The organism is Neobacillus cucumis (assembly GCF_002860255.1).
Classification (GTDB): Bacteria; Bacillota; Bacilli; order Bacillales; family Cytobacillaceae; genus Neobacillus; species Neobacillus cucumis_A.
The window spans coordinates 53731-76269 of the sequence record NZ_PGVE01000050.1; the positions used below are offsets into that span (position 1 = coordinate 53731).

General features: G+C 44.8%; 17 protein-coding genes. 16 read left to right on the plus strand and 1 reads right to left on the minus strand.

Annotated features, from left to right (window positions below; all coding sequences use genetic code 11):
* The first annotated feature begins 102 nt into the window (after window positions 1–102).
* The 9 genes from CVD27_RS13200 (at window position 103) to CVD27_RS13240 (ending at window position 14424) form a co-directional block, all read left to right on the plus strand.
* Window positions 103–2214, plus strand: a complete 2112-nt coding sequence (locus CVD27_RS13200) for a (Fe-S)-binding protein (protein ID WP_101648374.1) — start codon at window positions 103–105, stop codon at window positions 2212–2214.
* Window positions 2215–2470: 256 nt separating this feature from the next.
* Window positions 2471–3658: an acetyl-CoA C-acetyltransferase gene (locus tag CVD27_RS13205; RefSeq protein WP_101648375.1), complete on the plus strand. Its 1188-nt coding sequence runs from the start codon at window positions 2471–2473 to the stop codon at window positions 3656–3658.
* 185 nt (window positions 3659–3843) lie between these two features.
* Entirely contained in the window at window positions 3844–4695 is an 852-nt protein-coding gene (locus CVD27_RS13210) for a 3-hydroxybutyryl-CoA dehydrogenase (RefSeq protein WP_101648376.1), read from the plus strand.
* 96 nt (window positions 4696–4791) lie between these two features.
* Window positions 4792–5922 (plus strand): acyl-CoA dehydrogenase, encoded by a 1131-nt coding sequence (locus tag CVD27_RS13215; RefSeq protein ID WP_101648394.1) that lies wholly within the window; start codon window positions 4792–4794, stop codon window positions 5920–5922.
* A 144-nt stretch (window positions 5923–6066) separates the two neighbouring features.
* Window positions 6067–7206, plus strand: coding sequence for an acyl-CoA dehydrogenase (locus tag CVD27_RS13220; protein ID WP_101648377.1), 1140 nt, complete (start codon window positions 6067–6069; stop codon window positions 7204–7206).
* Window positions 7207–7221: 15 nt separating this feature from the next.
* On the plus strand, window positions 7222–7878 hold the full coding sequence (locus CVD27_RS13225) for a TetR/AcrR family transcriptional regulator (protein WP_101648378.1): 657 nt from the start codon (window positions 7222–7224) through the stop codon (window positions 7876–7878).
* Between the two features lie 219 nt (window positions 7879–8097).
* Window positions 8098–11346 carry a fused isobutyryl-CoA mutase/GTPase IcmF gene (gene icmF / locus CVD27_RS13230; RefSeq protein WP_101648379.1) on the plus strand — a complete coding sequence of 1083 codons (3249 nt, stop codon included), beginning with the start codon at window positions 8098–8100 and terminating at the stop codon, window positions 11344–11346.
* A gap of 579 nt (window positions 11347–11925) precedes the next feature.
* The gene (gene rpoE / locus CVD27_RS13235; protein ID WP_101648380.1) at window positions 11926–12528 is read left to right on the plus strand and encodes a DNA-directed RNA polymerase subunit delta; all 603 of its coding nucleotides are present in this window, start codon (window positions 11926–11928) and stop codon (window positions 12526–12528) included.
* A gap of 297 nt (window positions 12529–12825) precedes the next feature.
* Window positions 12826–14424 (plus strand): CTP synthase, encoded by a 1599-nt coding sequence (locus CVD27_RS13240; RefSeq protein ID WP_101648381.1) that lies wholly within the window; start codon window positions 12826–12828, stop codon window positions 14422–14424.
* A gap of 181 nt (window positions 14425–14605) precedes the next feature.
* Here CVD27_RS13240 and CVD27_RS13245 read toward each other — a convergent pair whose 3' ends face one another.
* Entirely contained in the window at window positions 14606–15136 is a 531-nt protein-coding gene (locus tag CVD27_RS13245; protein WP_101648382.1) for a DUF2529 domain-containing protein, read from the minus strand.
* A gap of 162 nt (window positions 15137–15298) precedes the next feature.
* Here CVD27_RS13245 and CVD27_RS13250 point away from each other — a divergent pair, with 162 nt between their 5' ends.
* The 7 genes from CVD27_RS13250 to CVD27_RS13280 all read left to right on the plus strand — a co-directional run bounded on the left by CVD27_RS13250 (window position 15299) and on the right by CVD27_RS13280 (window position 22242).
* Window positions 15299–15670 carry a response regulator gene (locus tag CVD27_RS13250; RefSeq protein WP_101648383.1) on the plus strand — a complete coding sequence of 124 codons (372 nt, stop codon included), beginning with the start codon at window positions 15299–15301 and terminating at the stop codon, window positions 15668–15670.
* Between the two features lie 249 nt (window positions 15671–15919).
* A complete protein-coding gene (locus CVD27_RS13255) occupies window positions 15920–16774 on the plus strand; it encodes a class II fructose-bisphosphate aldolase (protein WP_101648384.1) in 855 nt (284 codons plus the stop codon).
* A 438-nt stretch (window positions 16775–17212) separates the two neighbouring features.
* Window positions 17213–18499, plus strand: coding sequence for a UDP-N-acetylglucosamine 1-carboxyvinyltransferase (locus CVD27_RS13260; protein ID WP_101648385.1), 1287 nt, complete (start codon window positions 17213–17215; stop codon window positions 18497–18499).
* Between the two features lie 349 nt (window positions 18500–18848).
* The gene (gene rho, locus CVD27_RS13265; RefSeq protein WP_101648386.1) at window positions 18849–20114 is read left to right on the plus strand and encodes a transcription termination factor Rho; all 1266 of its coding nucleotides are present in this window, start codon (window positions 18849–18851) and stop codon (window positions 20112–20114) included.
* Window positions 20115–20480: 366 nt separating this feature from the next.
* On the plus strand, window positions 20481–20687 hold the full coding sequence (gene rpmE / locus CVD27_RS13270) for a 50S ribosomal protein L31 (protein WP_101648387.1): 207 nt from the start codon (window positions 20481–20483) through the stop codon (window positions 20685–20687).
* A 170-nt stretch (window positions 20688–20857) separates the two neighbouring features.
* The gene (locus CVD27_RS13275) at window positions 20858–21454 is read left to right on the plus strand and encodes a thymidine kinase (protein ID WP_101648388.1); all 597 of its coding nucleotides are present in this window, start codon (window positions 20858–20860) and stop codon (window positions 21452–21454) included.
* Window positions 21455–21741: 287 nt separating this feature from the next.
* Window positions 21742–22242 (plus strand): hypothetical protein, encoded by a 501-nt coding sequence (locus CVD27_RS13280; RefSeq protein ID WP_101648389.1) that lies wholly within the window; start codon window positions 21742–21744, stop codon window positions 22240–22242.
* The last annotated feature ends 297 nt before the right edge of the window (window positions 22243–22539 follow it).

Below are 22539 nucleotides of genomic sequence, written 5' to 3' on the forward strand. Positions count from 1 at the left end.
AAAGATTTGACTGAATGCTCATTCATTTTTATAATAAAGGTAGGTACAATTCAGAAAATTCAACAAACGACAGGGGAGAATTCAAGGAAAGGGGCGTTTTGCTTGACGGGTCTTTTATGGGTGAATCTGATTGCGTTTTTGGTTGTAACCGCTTACGCTATCAGTCTGTTTGTTTATGTGATCAAAACAAGGATTGAATTTATTAAGCTGGGCAAGAAAGTCGAGTTTGACAACAATGTGAAAGAACGTTTGAGGAAAATTTGGATCAATGTGTTTGGCCAGAAAAAGCTGCTTAAAGATAAAAAAAGCGGTGCCATACATGTCATGTTCTTTTATGGCTTTATTTTAGTCCAATTTGGGGCCATTGATTTTATTTGGAAGGGGCTTGTTCCAGGCACACATCTGCCGCTTGGGCCATTGTATCCCGGGTTTACATTTTTTCAAGAAATTGTCACCCTAATGATTCTCGTCGCGGTAGTTTGGGCATTTCACCGCCGTTATGTTGAAAAATTAGTTCGTTTAAAAAGGAATTTTAAATCGGGGCTTGTTTTGTTGTTTATTGGGGGATTAATGGTGTCTGTTCTCCTGGGAAATGGAATGGGTCTTATCTGGCATGGTGAGGACCCTTCGTGGACAGAACCTGTTGCTTCACTTATTTCGCTTATTTTTTCAGGAATAAATGAAACCGCCTCCGTTGTTATCTTCTACATAGCATGGTGGGCGCATCTATTGTTCTTGTTAACCTTCTTGGTTTACGTGCCGCAGTCGAAGCATGCACACTTAATTGCCGGCCCGGCAAACGTCTATTTTAATCGTCTGGATAAACCGGGTAAGTTGAAAAAAGTAGATTTCGAGGATGAATCACAGGAATCGTTTGGGGTTGGAAAAATTGAAGACTTTACCCAGCACCAAATGATCGATTTTTACGCCTGTGTGGAATGCGGGCGCTGTACGAATATGTGCCCGGCCACTGGTACAGGGAAGATGCTGTCGCCAATGGATTTAATCGTGAAAATGCGTGACCATCTCACTTTTTATGGGGCATCTGTCACTTCTAAGCAGCCATGGGTGCCGACATTTGCGTTTGCAAATTCAAAAGGAAATCAGATTGCACTTGCAGCACAGGGACAGGGTGCACAGGAATCTGCGGCTGCCGTGGCCTACAACCCTAGTTTGATCGGGGATGTGATTACCGAGGAGGAAATTTGGGCGTGTACAACCTGCCGCAACTGTGAAGATCAATGTCCGGTCATGAACGAACATGTTGACAAAATTATCGATCTTCGCCGCTTCTTAGTTTTAACAGAAGGAAAAATGAACCCAGATGCCCAGCGTGCCATGACTAATATCGAGCGCCAAGGAAATCCGTGGGGCTTGAACCGTAAAGAGCGCGAAAGCTGGCGCGAGGTACGGGGGGATGTTCATATTCCAACCGTGAAGGAAATGAACAAGGCTGGCGAGGAATTTGAATACCTATTTTGGGTTGGTTCAATGGGATCTTACGATAACCGCAGTCAAAAGATTGCTTTATCCTTCGCAAGGCTCTTGAACGAAGCAGGGGTGAAATTTGCCGTACTTGGCAACAAGGAAAAGAACTCAGGTGATACACCGCGCCGATTAGGGAATGAATTCCTATTCCAAGAGCTTGCCACGAAGAATATCGAAGAATTTGAAAAGGCCGGTGTGAAGAAAATCGTTACGATTGACCCGCATGCCTATAATATCTTTAAAAATGAATATCCTGATTTTGGATTAGAGGCAGAAGTATTCCATCATACTGAAGTTCTTTACAGGTTAGTCCGTGATGGAAGACTTGTTCCAAAACATGACGTGAATGAAACCATTACGTTCCATGATTCCTGCTATCTCGGACGATACAATGAAGTATACGATCCGCCGCGGGAGATTCTAAAATCCATTCCAGGTGTGAAGCTTGTGGAAATGGAACGTAACCGGGAAAAGGGAATGTGCTGCGGCGCGGGCGGCGGTTTGATGTGGATGGAGGAGGAGACGGGTCACCGCATTAACGTCAGCCGGACAGAACAGGCCCTTGCTGTTAACCCATCAGTGATCAGTTCTGGCTGTCCATACTGCTTAACCATGCTGTCAGATGGAACGAAGGCAAAAGAAGTAGAAGAAAAGGTAGCTACTTATGATGTGGCTGAACTGCTTGAAAAGGCGGTATGCGGCGAAGTAAAAGCAGAGGCTTCTTAATTTTTGACAGGAGTTGGATTGTTTTACAAATCAAAATTTTAAAAATTTTGTGTAAAATAATTCAACTCTTGCTCTTTTTTATGTAAAATAGACTTATAGATTAAAACGCTTTCATTGATTTATTAGACGTAGGCATAGGTGTGTGGGGCCTAGCTTGCGTTATATTTTTCGCTCCATTTCGAGCGAGCGTTCAGTCGCAGCTAGTAGAGGGGAACTGGCTAAAGTGTGATGAAAATGAATGAGGGAGAGATCTGATATGGGAAGAACGGTCATTTTAAGCGGTGTTCGAACACCTTTTGGAAAACTAGGGGGACATTTAAGCAGCTTTAGTGCCTCACAGCTTGGCGGTATGGCTGTAAAGGAAGCACTTATTCGTGCTGGCGTGAAACCAGAAGAGGTAGAGGAGGTTATTCTAGGGTCCGTTTTACAAGGAGGACAGGGGCAAATTCCATCCCGCCAGGCGGCACGTCATGCCGGCCTTCCTTGGGAAGTGAAGACTGAAACCATTAACAAGGTTTGCGCTTCTGGCATGCGCAGTGTTACTCTGGCGGATCAAATGATCCGTGCGGGTGATGAAGAGGTAATTGTGGCAGGCGGAATGGAATCGATGAGCAATGCTCCGTATATTCTGCCAAAGGCACGCTGGGGATTTAGAATGGGTGACTCCTCTGTAAAGGACTTAATGATTCATGACGGCTTGACCTGCACGTTTACTGGGGTGCACATGGGCACGTACGGGAATCAGACGGCAGCAGAGCTGGAGATTTCACGTGAGGCCCAGGATGAATGGGCACTTCGAAGCCATACTCGTGCGATTGCTGCTATTGAAAGCGGAAAGTTAGCGGAGGAGATCGTGTCGGTTGAGGTGCCTCAGCGTAAAGGCGACCCGGTATTGGTTTCTGCTGATGAGGGGCCGCGGAAGGATACCTCTATCGAACGTCTGTCAAAATTAGCGCCTGTCTTTAATTCAACAGGCACGATTACGGCGGGGAATGCTCCAGGCGTGAATGACGGTGCGGCTGCCCTTGTGTTAATGAGTGAGGAGCGTGCTGAGCGGGAAGGACGAGAGGCGGGGGCTGTAATCCTTGGCCATGCCGCTATTGCGGTCGAAGCAAAGGATTTCCCGCAGACACCTGGATTGGTGATTAATGAGCTGTTAAGAAAAACGGGTCGAAGCTTAGAGGAGATTGACTTATTTGAAATCAATGAAGCCTTCTCAGCTGTCGCTTTAGCCAGCGGAAAAATTGCCGGACTTGACCCAGAAAAGGTAAATGTTAATGGCGGTGCGGTAGCCTTAGGGCATCCGATAGGCGCAAGCGGAGCGAGGATTATTATTACGTTGATGCACGAATTGAAGCGCCGCGGCGGCGGAGTAGGGATTGCTGCCATTTGCTCAGGCGGCGGCCAGGGCGATGCGGTGATGATTGAGGTGCCGAAAGCGTAAGTTACACAGATTAATTGGGGACATGAGGCCAATATTTGCGAATAAGTGGAATTCATTTGCGGATATTGGCTTTTAACTTGCAGTTAACGACATGTAACCCACGGGTTTGCTGAGCGCCTAGAGAGGAAATCAACAGCTAAATTTAACAGAACCATTTAAAAAAAAAGAGATTCGGAGGGGAAAACATGAATGTTTCAAAGGTTATGATCATTGGGGCAGGACAAATGGGCTCGGGAATCGCCCAGGTTTGCGCTCAAGCCGGATACAAAGTGATTCTGAATGACTTAAAACCAGAATTCGTTGAACGGGGATTAGGAGTCATCCAGAAAAATCTCACCCGCAGCGTTGACAAGGGCCGAATGACCGAAGAACAAAAGCAAGAAGTATTAGCAAGACTCACTGCCTCAACTAACATAAATGATGCCAGCGGCGTCGATCTCGTCATTGAAGCCGCGATTGAAAACATGGAAATTAAGACAAAAATCTTTGCACAACTAGATCAAATTACCCCAGAACACACCATCTTAGCAAGCAACACCTCATCACTGCCTATCACAGAAATTGCCGCCAGCACCAAGCGTCCGGAAAAGGTGATCGGCATGCACTTCATGAATCCGGTTCCTGTTATGAAACTCGTTGAGATCATTCGCGGTCTCGCAACAGCTGATGAAGTTTATCAAGTAATTGAGGATATGACCAAAACATTAGGCAAGGTGCCGGTTGAGGTCAATGACTTTCCAGGCTTTGTCTCCAACCGCATCCTGATGCCGATGATTAACGAAGCCATTTACACGCTTTACGAGGGCGTTGCCACAAAAGAAGCCATTGATGAGGTAATGAAACTCGGAATGAATCATCCGATGGGACCGTTAACCCTAGCCGATTTTATCGGCTTAGATACATGCCTATACATTATGGAAACTCTTCATGAAGGGTTTGGTGATGATAAATACCGCCCATGTCCGCTTTTACGCAAATATGTAAAAGCCGGCTGGCTCGGAAAGAAAACAGGGCGCGGCTTCTATAGCTACGAATAGAATAATAAACCAGGTGGATGACGCCAACCTTACATACTCTAAGATTCCCCTGGCAAAAGCATCGAAATATTCATCCTCAGGAAGGGGAGATAGATGGTGAATCTTACATTTACAGAAGAGCAAGAGATGATGCGGAAAATGGTTCGTGATTTTGCCGAAAAAGAAATCACACCCTTTATAAAAAATATGGAAAAAGGGGAATTTCCCCGGGGAATTCTTCGCAAAATGGGCGAGCTTGGTTTAATGGGGATACCCGTACCTGAAGAGTACGGCGGTGCGGCGATGGATTTTACCTCATATATTATCGCGATCCATGAGCTCTCAAAAGTAAGCGCTGCAGTCGGTGTCATCCTATCTGTCCATACGTCCGTTTGTACCAATCCGATTTTGTATTTTGGGACAGAAGAACAAAAGCAAAAGTATGTACCAAAGCTGGCCTCAGGCGTGTATTTGGGGGCCTTTTGCTTAACCGAGCCAAGCTCAGGGTCCGATGCAGCCAGTTTAAAAACACGGGCAGTAAAAAAAGGTGACCATTACGTGTTAAATGGCTCAAAGGTGTTTATCACGAACGGCGGCGAGGCCGATGTATATATTGTCTTTGCTACAACTGATCCGTCCCTTGGAACAAAAGGGATTGCCGCCTTTATTGTGGAAAAAGGCACCCCTGGATTTATCGTAGGCAAGGATGAAAAGAAAATGGGCTTACATGGCTCGCGAACGGTGCAGCTAACCTTTGAGGATATGCACGTTCCTGCAGAAAACATGCTTGGAAAAGAAGGCGAGGGCTTTCGAATTGCGATGGCTAATCTCGATGTTGGCCGGATTGGGATTGCCACCCAGGCTCTTGGGATAGCGGAAGCCTCCTTAGAAGCGGCAACCGCCTACGCCAAGGAACGTCATCAATTTGGCAAACCGATTGCCGCTCAGCAAGGGATTGCCTTTAAGCTGGCGGATATGGCGACAAGCGTGGAGGCAGCAAAATTATTAGTCTATCGTGCAGCAGATTTGCGGAGTAAGGGCTTAAAATGCACGCAAGAGGCATCGATGGCGAAGCTGTTTACAACACGGACAGCGGTAGAAGCTGCAACGGAAGCCATACAAGTATTTGGCGGTTATGGTTATACAGAACACTATCCGGTCGAGCGCTATTTCCGCGATGCTAAGGTAACGGAAATTTATGAGGGGACGAGCGAGATACAGCGGATTGTGATTAGTAAGCATCTGTAAAGAGGTTAATAAAACTAAAAATTTGTTCATATCATCCGTTTTTTTGTTAATAAAATCAAAATTTTGTTAATATGTCCGCACTTTTTGTTAATATATCAAAACTTTTGTGAATAAAGCCCCCAATTGGGGGGAGGAGGCATGAAAATGCAATTTAAATTGTCCGAAGAGCATGAAATGATTCGAAAAATGGTTCGGGATTTCGCGCGGAACGAGGTGGCGCCGACCGCGGCAGAGCGCGATGAGGAGGAACGCTTCGACCGGGAGATTTTTGATAAGATGGCGGAGCTCGGTTTAACCGGGATTCCGTGGCCAGAAGAGTACGGCGGCATTGGCAGCGACTTTCTTGCTTACTGTATCGCTGTTGAAGAGCTATCCCGCGTGGACGCTTCAACAGGCGTGCTTTTATCCGCCCACACCTCGCTCGCAGGCTGGCCGATTTACAAATTTGGCAGCGAAGAGCAAAAACAAACCTTTTTGCGTCCCATGGCAGAAGGGACAAAAATCGGTGCGTATGGCTTAACAGAGCCCGGCAGCGGTTCGGACGCCGGCGGTATGAGAACGACTGCCCGTTTAGAAGGCGATCATTACGTGTTAAACGGTTCAAAAATCTTTATTACAAACGGCGGTGTCGCCGATATTTATGTGGTTTTTGCCTTAACGGATCCATCGAGCAAGCAGAAAGGAACGACCGCCTTTATTGTGGAAAGCGACTTCCCAGGTTTCTCTGTTGGGAAAAAAGAAAAGAAACTAGGGATTCGTTCCTCGCCAACAACGGAAATTATTTTTGAAGATTGCAAGGTTCCTATAAAAAACCGGTTAGGCGCCGAAGGGGAAGGTTTTAAAATTGCGATGATGACACTCGATGGCGGCCGTAACGGCATTGCCGCTCAAGCCGTCGGGATTGCTCAGGGCGCCCTTGATGCGGCGGTTGATTATGCGCGCGAACGGCAGCAATTTGGGAAACCGATTGTTGCTAACCAAGGCATTTCTTTTAAGCTGGCCGATATGGCGACCAATATAGAAGCGTCAAGACTACTAACCTATCAAGCTGCCTGGCTCGAGTCCAATGGCCTGCCATATGGTAAAGAGTCAGCGATGTCGAAACTATTTGCGGGCGATACGGCTATGAAGGTGACAACGGAAGCAGTGCAAGTCTTCGGCGGTTATGGCTATACAAAGGATTATCCAGTTGAACGCTTCATGCGTGATGCAAAAATCACGCAGATTTATGAGGGAACACAGGAAATTCAACGGCTTGTAATCTCGAGAATGATAACAAAATAAAGGCGGTAGCAGGGAATGGAAAAAAGAGAGGTTCAAGCCTCTGTCAAGGATGAGCGTCTGGTGCAAAAAAGACGTGATCAAATGATTAAAGGGGCTGTAGCGCTTTTTAAACAAAAGGGGTTTCACCGGACAACGACGAGGGAGATCGCCAAAGCTGCTGGATTTAGCATTGGCACCCTCTATGAATATATTCGCACAAAGGAAGACGTCCTTTATCTTGTCTGCGACAGCATTTATGACCATGTAAGTGAACGGCTTCAGGAGGACCTCGCGGTAGAAAAAGGGACACTCGACAGCTTAAAGCATGGGATTGCCGACTTTTTTCAGGTGATGGATGAGATGCAGGCAGAAGTATTGGTCATGTATCAGGAAGTGAAGTCACTGTCCAAGGACGCTCTGCCGTATGTACTCAAAAAAGAAATGGAAATGGTCGCGATGTTTGAGGAACTGTTGACCCGATGTGTCGAGAACGGGGAGCTGACACTATCGGAAAAACAGATTGAATTGATCGCCCATAACATTTTTGTCCAGGGGCAGATGTGGGGATTCCGCCGCTGGGCACTTAGAAGGCTGTTTACGCTCGAGGAGTATATTGAAATGCAGACAGAGATTTTATTATCGGGGGTCCAGGGCCGGGTCTCGGGCGCAGTAGCTGTTCCGGAAAAAGGGTAAAGACGCGCGTACAAGATTAGGTTCATTTTTCCAAAGGCTCTTTTCGTAAACTTTGTTGCTTTAGGACCTTGTAAAGGAACATGTACTAAGTTCCCGGGCAATTTTCGCAAATGTTCTTACGAAAAGATGCCACGATGGATGCATATAGTTATTCGGGTCGGAGAACTTACGAAAAACAACAATTTATGCGGAAATAGCCTTTCCAAAAGGGGGAGTACGATGGGGAAATATCAGCCGCGGCATCATATCCGGTTTGTGACGGCTTCGAGCCTGTTTGACGGTCATGATGCTTCGATTAATATTATGAGACGGATTCTTCAGGCGAGCGGGGCGGAGGTCATTCACCTTGGCCATAACCGTTCGGTTGAAGAGGTGGTGAATGCAGCAATTCAGGAGGATGTTCAGGGGATTGCGATTTCTTCGTATCAAGGCGGGCACGTGGAGTACTTTAAGTATATGTATGATTTATTAAAGGAAAAGGGTGCGCCGCATATTCGAATTTACGGCGGCGGCGGCGGGGTGATTATCCCGCGGGAAATTGATGAGCTGCACGCCTACGGGATTGCCCGTCTGTTTTCACCGGAGGATGGTCGGACGCTTGGACTTCAGGGCATGATCGATTGGATGATCCAGGAATGTGATTTTTCAACGGTGACGGACGATATAAGCGAGCAGATTGTTAAACTGCCGACGGGTGATGTGAATGCCATTGCTAAGCTGATTACGTTGGCAGAGCTTCATGTGGATAAAGGGAACGAGGCTGCGGCTGCAGCTGAACAGGTGCTCGAACAAGTAAAGTCACTTGAGAAGGGGATTCCTGTTGTCGGGATTACGGGAACGGGTGGTGCCGGAAAAAGTTCGTTAACCGATGAGCTCATTCGCCGTTATATTAATGAGTTTCCTGGGAAGAAGGTGGCGATTCTTTCTGTAGATCCGACCAAACAAAAAACGGGCGGTGCTCTGCTGGGTGACCGGATTCGTATGAATGCGATCTTCTCGCCTAATGTTTACATGCGCAGTCTCGCGACACGGTCTTCGAAAAATGAATTATCGCTGGCGATTAAGGATGCGGTCGCGGTCACAAAGGCGGCCGGTTTTGACCTTGTGCTTGTAGAGACGAGCGGGATCGGCCAGGGAGATGCTGAAATCACCGAGATCTGCGATGTGTCTATGTATGTGATGACGAGTGAGTTCGGGGCCCCGTCCCAGTTAGAAAAAATAGATATGCTCGATTTTGCGGACTTAATTGTGATCAATAAGTTTGAGCGCAAGGGCTCCGAGGATGCGAAGCGCCAGGTACAAAAGCAGTACCAGCGCAACCATATGCTGTTTGAAAAAGACCTGGACGAGATGCCGGTGTACGGCACGATTGCCAGCCAGTTTAATGACCCGGGGACAAATGCCTTGTTTGCGGCATTAGTGGAAGTGATTAATGAAAAAGCGGATACCGAGTGGGTGACGTCATTTAGCAAGAAGGCGGTGGTTGAGAAGCAAAATGTCATCATTCCGGCGGACCGGCGTTATTATTTACGGGAAATAACAGAGACGGTGCGCGGGTACCACCGCAAGGCAGAAGAGCAGGCTAAATTTGCCCGGAAATTATTCCAGCTCGAGGGGGCGATCGATGCCGTTCGCGATCAGCCGGAGGTAGTGGCTGCTTTAGAGGTTGTGAAGCAGGAGACAGAAGCGTTATTGACGGTGGAATCACGGAAAATTCTCGCGGCGTGGGAACAGACAAAGTCTACTTATGCTGGTGAAAAATTTGTAACGCGTATTCGGGATAAAGAGATTATCACGGTGTTAAAGACGAAAAGTTTATCTGGGCTCGATATTCCGAAAGTGGTGCTGCCTAAATATAAAGATTATGGTGAGATTTTGCGATGGGTGTATCGGGAGAATGTGCCGGGTTCGTTCCCGTATACGGCAGGAGTGTTTCCGTTCAAGCGGGAGGGTGAGGATCCAAAACGTCAGTTTGCCGGTGAGGGAACACCAGAACGAACGAATCGCCGCTTCCACTATCTATCGAAGGATGATGCCGCGAAGCGTTTAAGTACAGCCTTTGATTCGGTGACTTTGTATGGGGAGGATCCGGATTACCGCCCAGATATTTTTGGGAAGGTGGGCGAGAGCGGGGTCAGTGTTTGTACGCTGGATGATATGAAAAAGCTGTATGCCGGTTTTGATTTGTGCCACCCATCAACGTCTGTCTCGATGACAATAAATGGGCCGGCACCGATTATTTTGGCGATGTTCATGAATACGGCCATTGATCAGCAGGTGCAGAAGAAGGAATCAGAGCTTGGCCGTACGCTTACGGTGGAGGAGTTCGCTGAGGTTCGCGCCTATACGTTACGGACGGTGCGCGGTACAGTCCAGGCCGATATTTTAAAAGAAGATCAGGGACAAAATACGTGTATTTTTTCAACGGAATTTGCACTAAGGATGATGGGGGATATTCAGCAATATTTCATCGATCACCAAGTTCGTAATTATTATTCGGTGTCGATTAGCGGGTATCATATTGCCGAAGCTGGTGCGAATCCGATTTCGCAGCTGGCATTTACACTTTCCAATGGCTTTACGTATGTGGAGTACTATTTGAGCCGCGGCATGAAGATTGATGATTTTGCGCCGAACTTATCGTTCTTTTTCTCAAATGGCCTGGATCCAGAGTATACGGTGATTGGCCGAGTGGCGCGAAGGATTTGGGCAACGGTGATGCGGGATAAGTATGGGGCGAATGAGCGCAGCCAAAAGCTGAAGTATCATGTTCAGACCTCAGGGCGGTCACTGCATGCCCAGGAAATTGATTTTAATGATATCCGGACGACACTGCAGGCACTGATGGCCCTGCATGATAACTGTAATTCCCTTCATACGAATGCCTATGATGAGGCGATTACAACACCGACGGAGGAATCGGTTCGCAGGGCGATGGCCATTCAGATGATTATTACGAAGGAGCACGGGTTAACGAAGAATGAGAATCCATTACAGGGTTCGTTTATGGTGGAAGAGTTGACGGATTTGGTGGAGGAAGCGGTGCTTCAGGAATTTGACCGATTGAATGACCGCGGCGGGGTGCTGGGGTCGATGGAGACGCAGTATCAGCGCGGGAAGATTCAGGATGAGTCGATGTATTATGAAATGAAGAAGCATACGGGTGAACTGCCAATTATTGGGGTGAATACGTATTTGAACCCAAATCCGCCGTCCTTAGAAGAAGTGAATAATATGGAGCTGGCGCGGGCAACGAAAGAGGAGAAGGAATTGCAGATTCATAATTTGCGGGCCTTCCAGGAAAAGCATGCGGTGAACACTGCGGCGGCCTTACACCGCTTAAAAGCTGCCGCCGTGAACAACGGCAACATTTTCGCCGAACTAATGGAAACCGTCCAAGTCGCCAGCCTCGGGCAAATAACAAGGGCACTATATGAGGTTGGAGGACAGTATCGTCGCAATATGTAAATCGAAAGGCGGAAGCGCCTGAATAAACGGTGACAGGCACCATGTGAAGTTTTCACATGGTGCCTTGCCTTTTAGGTTGTGTCTATTTTTGTGGTAAAATATTATTTTGTTATTGATATCAAATTTTTCTCGTATCTTATATAATCAAACTAGCATTCCAACTTAGATGTTTTTACAGGCAGGTGTGTCCAATGAAGGTTAGTTACATTGTAATTATATTAATTATTTTCTCCTGGCCCTTGTACTATCTTTATGAGCTCCAGTTGGGCGCTGTCTCTTTTCTGCTCTTGGCAATCTTCTTTTTGTATATCTCCATTAAGGAGATGAAAAAGCTTAAGAGAGACAAATCTAAAGAGCGGTGATTATTCGCTCTGCAAAAAATCAAGTGAAACTATCTTCTTGCACTAGCATAAACACCAAGAATTTGTTTATAATGAAGAATATGCAAAAATTTAGAAGTGCAGATACTATAACGTCCGCAGTAGACAGTTAACAAATTATTTTTTCATACATAGAATCCTAACTGTCCTGAATGACTCGAATGTTAAGAGTTTGAAATAGAGAAAGGAAGTGCCAATAGTGAGTTTAGCACAATACTCAAAAGAGGAATTGCAGGAATTATCCCTCATGGAAATGGCTTATGAATATTTAAAAAATAGCAAGCAGCCAATCTCCTTTCATGATTTGGTGAACGAGATTAAAGCGGCGGCTGGAATATCTGACGAAGAAATTCGTTCTCGCCTGGCACAATTTTATACAGATATCAACATTGACGGGCGCTTTCTCTCATTAGGAGAAAACCGCTGGGGCCTTCGCTTCTGGTATCCAGTGGATACGGCTGAAGAAGAGGTTATCACAGCTATTAAACCGAAGAAGAAAAAGGCGAAGAAGGTTGTTGACGAAGACGAACTTGAAGATTTCGATGACATTGAAGATGAAGATTATGATGATCTGGATGACTTCGATGATGAAGATGATCTTCTGGATGATGAAGATGAAGATCTGGACGACCTTGATGATGTCGATGAATTTGACGACGACGATGATGTCCTTGACGAAGAGGACGAGGATGAATTCGAACTTGATGAAGATGAAGTTCTGGATGAAGATCTGGACGATGAAGACGAAGATGAAGAGGAAGACGAAGAATTCGACGATTTGGAAGAAGACGAAGACTTGTAAGCCTAATTTAAATCAAGCCGTTTACCACTTTTTTTGAGTTTGGTAAACGGCTTGACTTTTTATCCGAGCACCTGTATTATCTTTTTTGGGCTCCTTTTAAAAGGACGATTCAATATAACTAATATGCGCTCCCCTCGCAAGCCGCGAGAAGGAGCGCTTTTTATTTTATTTTTAAAAAAACTCCCAAACTATACTAGGAGTTTTTTCGTTTTTGGAGCAATAGGGAAATAATTTTTTAAAAAAATATCCTTAAACAACCTGAATAATGCACAAACTGTAATCGAGGAGGACTACTTTATGACAAAGTATATTTTTGTAACTGGTGGTGTGGTCTCATCACTTGGAAAAGGGATTACCGCTGCTTCCTTAGGGCGTTTATTGAAAAATCGAGGTTTAAATGTAACGATTCAAAAATTTGACCCGTACATTAACGTGGACCCAGGAACCATGAGCCCTTATCAGCATGGTGAAGTATTCGTTACCGATGATGGCGCCGAAACGGATTTGGACCTTGGTCACTATGAGCGCTTCATTGATATTAATCTAAACAAGTACTCTAACGTAACAACAGGTAAAATCTATTCCACAGTGTTACGCAAAGAGCGCCGTGGTGATTATTTAGGTGCGACTGTACAGGTTATTCCACACATTACGAATGAAATTAAAGATCGCTGCTTCCGTGCAGCAAAAGAGACCAACGCGGATGTCGTTATTACTGAAATCGGCGGTACCGTTGGAGATATCGAATCATTGCCGTTCTTAGAAGCGATTCGTCAAATTAAAAGCGACCTTGGCAGCAAAAACGTCATGTACATTCACTGTACACTGATTCCTTACATTAAAGCAGCAGGTGAAATGAAGACGAAGCCAACCCAGCATAGTGTGAAAGAGCTTCGCAGCCTTGGTATTCAGCCAAATATTATTGTTGTACGTACCGAAATGCCAGTTTCACAAGATATGAAGGATAAACTTGCGTTATTCTGTGATATTGATGCGAAAGCGGTAATCGAATGCCGTGATGCGGATACCCTTTATTCCATTCCACTTGCCCTTCAAGAGCAAAACATGGACCAGATTGTTTGCGATCACTTGGAATTAGATACGAAGGAAGCGGAAATGACGGAATGGAAGGAACTTGTTGAGCGCGTTCTAAACCTTTCTGGTAAAGTGAAAATCGGTCTTGTTGGTAAATACGTAGAACTTCAGGATGCTTATATTTCTGTTGTTGAAGCAATGAAGCATGCTGGTTATGCGTTTGATACAGATGTTGAGATCAAATGGATTAACTCTGAACATGTGACACGTGAAAATGTGGCCGAGCTTCTTGATGATGTGGATGGTGTGTTAGTCCCAGGCGGCTTCGGAGACCGCGGTGTGGAAGGGAAGATTGAAGCAACCCGCTACGCTCGTGAGAACAAGAAGCCATTCCTTGGCATTTGTTTAGGTATGCAGCTGGCCACGATTGAATTTGCCCGTAACGTATTAGGCTATGCTGATGCGCATTCGGCAGAATTTGTACCTGAAACGAAACATCCAATCATCGACCTTCTTCCAGAGCAGAAGGATGTGGAGGATATTGGCGGTACGTTACGTCTTGGCCTATACCCTTGCCGTCTTGCGGAAGGAACAAAGGCGTTTGAAGCGTATGATGATGAAGTCGTATACGAGCGCCACCGTCACCGTTATGAGTTTAACAATTTCTATCGCCAAGAAATGGAAGCAAAAGGATTTGTTTTCTCAGGAACAAGCCCTAATGGCCGTTTAGTAGAAATCATTGAATTGAAAGATCACCCATGGTTTGTGGCGTCACAATTCCACCCTGAATTTGTGTCAAGACCAACACGGCCTCAAGCCTTGTTCCATGATTTTATTAAAGCTTCTATTCAAAAATATTAATTTTTTTAAACCAGTCCCCGTTGGAGGGGACTGGTTTTTTGTGGTGCCTGTCACCATTTCCACTATTTACATGATTGTTCGGTTATTAAAGGTGACAGGCACCATATAAAGGAGGCACCATTAAAAAGAGCTGCCATTAAAAAAACCACCATTAAAAAACAGGGCCCAGCAAGGCCCTGTCCTATTCTTCATATTCCGCTAAAATCTCATCGATTGTAAATTTTAAGCCATGAAACACAAACAATGCGGCGATCGCAGAAGGATAGCCATAGCGATTTCCGATATCATCTGGAAGCAATCCTTTTTTTAACCGTAAATCGAAATGTACATCCGCTAATTGGGATAAATCTCCCTCACTCGGCTCTGCCACCGTAGAAACAGCTACAAAGGAAATCATTTTTTCACGCAGCCGTTGTGCCAGTTCAAGTGCAGGGGCATCATTCGCAAACCTGGTAAACAGGAGCACACGGTCGGCATCAGTGAGCGCTTCGATATGGCCATCGGTTAACACCTTAGCTCCACGCAGCGGCTCTGCACCGTCTACAGCTTCAAATTCTACCGCCTTCATTTCCTGTGAGCCGTAGATATAGATCGTACCATCACCAACAGGGCCTTGAGCAAGCAGGCGGGCGCCATCCTCAAAAGAGAACTCTTCTTTTTCCTCTATTCTTTTTAAAACACCCGTTAATTGGGTGGTAAACATTTTTAACATAGTAAACCTCCTTATTTCCCATCTATTATAAGCTTTTTCTAAACTTAACCCAAAACAATTGCAAAATAACAAAACTTTAAGAAGGATATTTATTTCCCTAAGTCGAACTATAACAAGTAAAAGAAAACTACAACATAAAAAGCCAAGGAAGAGGTGGAGTTTATGAAAGAGAAAATTTTAATTGTCGACGATCAGTTTGGCATTCGCATCTTGCTGAATGAAGTGTTCCAAAAAGAAGGGTATCAAACCTTTCAAGCGGCAAATGGAGTTCAAGCACTTGAGATTGTGACAAAGCATCATCCGGATCTTGTCCTTTTGGATATGAAAATTCCGGGTATGGACGGTATCGAAATTTTAAAACGAATGAAAGTTATCGATCCAGAGATTCGCGTCATCATCATGACCGCCTATGGTGAATTGGATATGATTCAAGAAGCCAAAGACCTTGGTGCCCTTACTCATTTTGCCAAGCCATTCGATATTGACGATATCCGTGCGGCTGTTCGCAAACATATACCGCAAAAAACGAACTAAAATGTTGAATTTTTCCCGAAAGTAAAGTCAGGAAACCTAGAATTACCAATGGGTGCGCTTTCATTGTGACAGTTTGAAAAAACATGCTCGAATTATGGCATTTCCTCTTTTCTTTTGTTATGATACATATGAACTTTTAACAGGCTGTATATCATTTTCGATTTATACATAATCACCAAATCAAAGGGAAAACCTGTTAGGGAAGACCCTGGTTAAAATGATATCAACCTAACTTAAGGAGGAAGAGAAATGCCTTTAGTATCAATGACAGACATGCTTAACAAGGCGAAAGCGGAAGGCTACGCTGTAGGTCAATTCAACTTAAATAACTTAGAATTTACACAAGCAATCCTTCAAGCTGCACAAGAAGAGAACTCACCAGTTATCCTTGGTGTATCTGAAGGTGCTGCACGCTATATGTCAGGCTTCAAAACTGTTGTAAAAATGGTTGAAGGCTTAATGGAAGACTTAAAAGTAACTGTTCCTGTAGCTATTCACCTTGACCACGGTTCAAGCTTTGAAAAATGTAAAGAAGCAATCGATGCTGGTTTCACATCAGTAATGATTGACGCTTCTCACCACCCATTTGAAGAAAACGTAGAAACTACTAAAAAAGTAGTAGATTACGCTCATTCAAAAGGTGTTTCAGTTGAAGCTGAACTAGGAACTGTTGGCGGACAAGAAGATGACGTTTCTGGAAGCATTATCTATGCTGACCCTAACGAGTGTGTTGAGTTGGTAAAACGTACAGGTATCGACTGCTTAGCTCCTGCATTAGGTTCTGTACACGGTCCTTATAAAGGTGAACCAAATCTTGGTTTCAAAGAAATGGAAGAAATTGGAAACCTTACTGGCATGCCGTTAGTACTACACGGTGGTACTGGTATCCCAACAAAAGATATCCAGCGTTCTGTTTCTCTTGGAACTGCAAAAATCAACGTAAACACTGAAAACCAAATCGCTTCTGCCAAAACAGTTCGTGAAGTATTAGCGGCAAAACCAGAAGAGTACGATCCACGTAAATACCTTGGTCCAGCTCGCGATGCGATCAAAACAACTGTTATCGGCAAAATGCGTGAATTCGGTTCTTCAGGCAGAGCATAATTTAAGTGAATTCATTATAAAACTGAAAACCGTCCTTCTTTAAGGGCGGTTTATGTTTGGGAATAGTAGTCTGAAAATTTAGTCGAATAAGCGAACAACCGCACAAACACTTAATATTTCCATTGGGGACACTCTCTTTTTTCTCATAACAAAAACATTGCACTTACGGCCGCTGGACAAAGCACTATAAATTTTTTTATTATGAATACATGAAATTGGAATTTTCGTGTAAACTAATGATAGACAAGCTGTCGGAATTTGACTTTTTGTGTTGGAAAAATATACCTATAGCCTCGCTGGGTACTCGTGGTCTTTTTTAAATAAAGTTTAAGCGCGTTTGATTTAGTTTCTAGAGCTTAAGATGTGCTTACACTCAAATAAAAGTCCAGTGCTGACAACCATTCACGACCTTTCGTGGGCTTAGAAGGGAGTCAATTAATGGAAAAACTTAAAATTGCGGGCGGTTATCCGTTAAAAGGAACAGTTCGCATCAGTGGAGCAAAAAATAGTGCCGTTGCCTTAATTCCGGCTACGATTTTAGCAGAATCACCCGTAACAATAGAAGGATTGCCGCATATTTCTGATGTGGAAATACTAAAGGATTTGCTCGAGGAAATTGGCGGAAATGTTGTAATAACTGACGAGGAGATGACGGTTGACCCTTCAACCATGATTTCCATGCCGCTGCCAAACGGAAAGGTAAAGAAACTGCGTGCTTCCTATTATTTAATGGGGGCGATGCTAGGGCGGTTTAAGAAGGCGGTTATTGGCCTGCCAGGAGGCTGCCATCTCGGCCCAAGACCGATTGACCAGCATATTAAAGGCTTTGAAGCACTGGGCGCTCAGATTACGAACGAACAAGGTGCGATTTATTTGCGTGCAGACGAACTTCGGGGCGCGCGGATTTATCTCGATGTGGTCAGTGTAGGGGCAACCATTAATATTATGCTGGCAGCAGTACGCGCTAAAGGACGGACAATCATCGAAAATGCTGCAAAAGAGCCGGAAATTATTGATGTGGCTACCTTGTTAACTAACATGGGGGCAAAAATCAAAGGAGCCGGCACGGACGTCATTCGGATTGATGGGGTTGAAACATTGCATGGCTGCAGGCATACCATTATTCCCGATCGGATTGAAGCTGGGACCTATATGATTTTAGGGGCCGCTGTCGGCGAAGGAATTTTGGTGGACAACGTGATCCCGCAGCATCTAGAATCCTTGATTGCCAAACTCCGAGAAATGGGCGTGCGTGTGGAGACTGGTGATGACCAAGTGTTTGTGGATGGCTCGGTGAATTTGAAAGCGGTTGATATCAAAACGCTTGTATATCCGGGTTTCCCAACCGATCTTCAGCAGCCATTTACGACTCTTTTAACAAAATCCTCGGGTTCAAGCGTGGTCACCGATACGATTTATGGTGCCCGTTTTAAACATATCGATGAACTAAGAAGAATGAACGCAAATATTAAGGTGGAAGGTCGTTCTGCGATTATCAATGGTCCTGTGCAGCTGCAGGGGGCAAAAGTGAAGGCGAGCGACCTGCGTGCCGGAGCAGCCCTTGTGATTGCGGGTCTCCTAGCCGAAGGGATTACCGAAGTAACGGGTCTTGAGCATATTGACCGTGGTTACAGTAATTTAGTTGAAAAACTAAACGGTCTCGGAGCCACAGTTTGGCGGGAAGCACTGACAAAAGAAGAGCTCGAACACCTTAAAAACACATAAACATCAGTAATATGCAATAAATGGTGTCAGGCACCAATAATAATGTGCAGATAGTATTAATAGTGACAGCACCAATGGAGAGGCTAGATTTTTGCATCTAGTCTCTTCATTTAATTAATTGACTTTAGAAATATTTCCCTTTAATGGGATAAATAAATTTTAGTTGATTAATTTTTTGTACAGAGGGTAAAATAGTAATTGTTTTTATTATGCATATTTTCTGCAAACCTATTCATTTCTTTTTCTACTTCTATTTCAATTCCTCTAATTTCTAATATTATCTAACTGGACAATCTCCCGCTGCATTCGAGGCGGATTTGCTGGAAAAATTTTAAAGAGTGGTGTACAAATGGAATTAACAATTTCAAGTTTAGAGAATATGAAGCTGAAGGAGCTTTATGAGCTTGCTCGCGAATATAAAGTAACCTATTACAGCAAATTAACGAAAAAAGAACTAATTTTTGCAATTTTAAAATCTCGTGCCGAACAGCAGGGCTTTTTCTTCATGGAAGGTGTACTCGAGATTATTCAATCAGAGGGCTTCGGATTTTTACGTCCAATCAATTATTCGCCAAGCTCAGAGGATATTTATATTTCCGCATCGCAAATCCGCCGTTTTGATCTTCGTAATGGGGACAAGGTGTCCGGTAAGGTTCGGCCTCCAAAAGAAAACGAACGCTATTATGGGCTGCTTCATGTAGAAGCGGTCAATGGGGAAGACCCGGAATCAGCAAAAGAACGTGTCTACTTCCCAGCGCTAACCCCGCTTTATCCTAACCGCCAAATGAAGCTGGAAACGACACCGAAGCATTTGTCTACGAGGATTATGGATGTTGTGGCACCTGTCGGTTTTGGACAGCGCGGTCTCATCGTGGCGCCTCCAAAGGCTGGTAAAACGATGCTGTTAAAGGAAATTGCCAACAGCATTACAACCAATCATCCAGACGTGGAATTAATCGTGCTGCTAATTGATGAGCGTCCGGAAGAGGTAACTGATATTGAACGCTCTGTGGCGGGGGATGTCGTTAGCTCCACATTTGATGAGGTGCCTGAGAATCATATTAAAGTGGCTGAGCTTGTACTTGACCGTGCTATGCGTTTGGTGGAGCATAAGCGCGATGTTGTTATTTTGATGGATAGTATTACTCGTTTGGCTCGTGCATACAACCTGGTCATTCCGCCAAGCGGCCGTACACTTTCTGGTGGTATTGACCCGGCGGCGTTCCATCGTCCGAAGCGTTTCTTCGGGGCTGCCCGTAATATCGAAGAGGGCGGAAGCTTAACAATTCTTGCTACGGCACTTGTTGATACGGGTTCACGTATGGATGATGTCATTTATGAGGAATTCAAAGGAACAGGTAATATGGAATTGCACCTGGACCGTCAGCTGGCCGAGCGCCGTATTTTCCCTGCGCTTGATATCCGCCGTTCTGGTACCCGTAAGGAAGAACTTCTTATTCCGAAGGATCATTTGGATAAGTTATGGGCGATTCGTAAATCCATGTCAGATTCACCTGATTTTGCGGAACGCTTCTTGAAAAAATTACGTCAGACAAAGTCGAACGAAGAGTTTTTCGCTCAGTTAGGCGAAGAGTTGAAATCACGCCGATCGTAGGCGAATGTTGATGTGCGCAGGCCAAATAGAGGGCGGAAGTTAGGTTTCTTTTTAAGAAAAGGATCTGTTGATTGGGGCGGAAGGCGCTCGACTCCTGCGGGAGTACGGGGCTGGGGAGACCCCACAGGCGCAAAGCGCCGAGGAGGCTCCCCGGCACGCCCGCGGGTTTGCTGAGCGCCTGGAGCGGAAATCAATAACCAAATTTAATAGTGTATAAGAAAAGTCCAAGAAATCCCAGCTTGCAAAAATGAGTTTCCCTTGTTATAATGGGTGCAGTGTGTTTTTAGTATTTCATGCTTGTCTTAAAAAGGCAGGCATTCATATAACTCTGTTTCGAATGATTCAGGGCGGAAGGAGATGAAAAGAATGAAAGCAGGAATTCATCCAAATTATAAAATGGTAACGGTGACTTGTGCATGCGGTAATACGTTTGAAACTGGTTCCGTTAAGAACGAAATTCGTGTTGAAACTTGTTCAGAATGTCATCCATTCTATACTGGTCGTCAAAAATTCGCTGAAGCTGGCGGACGTGTTGACCGTTTCAACAAAAAATACGGCCTTAAGCAAAAATAATGTTGCTCAAGAACAGGCAAGAGAAATTCTGACTTGCCTGTTTTTTATTGAAAAAAATTAGAGTATTGACATAGATTCGCAGGCAAAATACTTAAATATAGTTGAAAATTCAACTTACAATATACCATATAGATCGTTACAGGGTTCGTTATAGGAAGGAGACGCCGTTTATGTATTTAATGAAGCAAAGCGGATGGGTTGAGGTTATCTGTGGCAGTATGTTTTCTGGAAAATCAGAGGAATTGATTCGTCGGGTTAGGCGGGCTCAGTTTGCAAAACAAAATATAGTTGTTTTTAAGCCGAAAATTGATAATCGCTACAGTGAGCAATCTGTTGTTTCCCATAATGGCACTTCTTTTCATGCGAAGCCAATTTCCCATTCTATCGAGATTTTGCATCATGTCGAGTCGGATATCGATATTATTGCGATAGATGAAGTTCAGTTTTTTGATGAAGGAATTGTCCGGGTGGTTCAGCAGTTAGCTGACAGTGGTCACCGCGTTATATGTGCTGGCTTAGATATGGATTTCCGTGGCGAGCCATTTGGTCAGATGCCAGCTTTGATGGCCGTGGCTGAATCAGTTACGAAGCTGCAAGCGGTTTGTACCGTGTGCGGATCTCCATCGAGCAGAACGCAGCGGTTAATTGACGGCCGTCCGGCATCTTACCATGATCCAGTTATCTTGGTAGGAGCAGCAGAGGCCTACGAGCCACGCTGCCGCCATCATCACGAAGTCCCAAAAACATCACCAGTGACAACACGCTAAATAGAAGTGATGCTGGTGAGGGGTACCGATGAAGTGGAAAGAGCCCGCGGTGCCATACTTAGAAAACGTAGTAATCAACGTTCAAATATTATAATTGGTGCCTGTCACCGTTAACACTGTCTGGGAGTTGTTTCTCAGGCAGTTTTTTGGGTTTCCTGGAGTGGGAGGTCTTGGTTGGTTTCAGCGGAATGCTTGTCTTACCGAGTCAAAATGAAAAATGGCTTAGAGTGATTTCTTTCGCTTAAAACATCTTAGAGCCGGGCATGATAGTAGTGGGAGGTGTAATAATGCGGAAAAAGTGGATGTCTCTCGCGAGTATCATGTTTTTGCTGCTTGTAGGCGGCTGTCAGGGTCAAAACGATCGTGGGGCGAATAACCTCCGTAACGATACTTCAAACCAAAACCAAATGTCCATACGTGGTAACGATGGGGATGGCGTTAATAGTATGAGTGATCGGGGCAAGAACAAACAGCATAAGGTTGAAGATGATATCACTAATCAAAACCCGAATTTCCTTGATTTAAAGCATACGGGCAGCGGCGGTGAAGCAGGTGCGAATAATCATGGCAATGATATAAACAAGGCGAAACAGGTAATTGCCGGCACAAAGGGATTTAACACGGATTCTATTTGGATTAACGGTGACCGAATGAGGGTGACTGTTTATAAACAAGGGACGCTTACTGATCAAGAGAGAAACGATGCAGAGGCCCGTCTCCATCGTGACCTTGTTCGTGCACTCCCGCGTTATAATATAGACGTAAAGGTCAAGGAAGACCGCAGATAACATGCTCTGATTTTTAGGGCATGTTTTTTATTTTAAGATAAGAAAGTATAAAAATTTTCGACTTTGAGAATTGTCTAGCTCCAGTGCCTAGCCCCTCGATGGTCTACAGCCAATCCGTCCAAAAGGTTAAAATGCAACCTTTCGGCCGGCTCGTCTTATGCTTGTCGGGGTTGATCAAGGCGCTTGCGCTTTTCTTATTAAAAATATTCTCCCTCAATTTGGTTTTGACGGGGGTTTTCACCTATACTATAATTAGAATGTTATGGACTAAAACTCGAGGTGAATGAACTGTGTTTG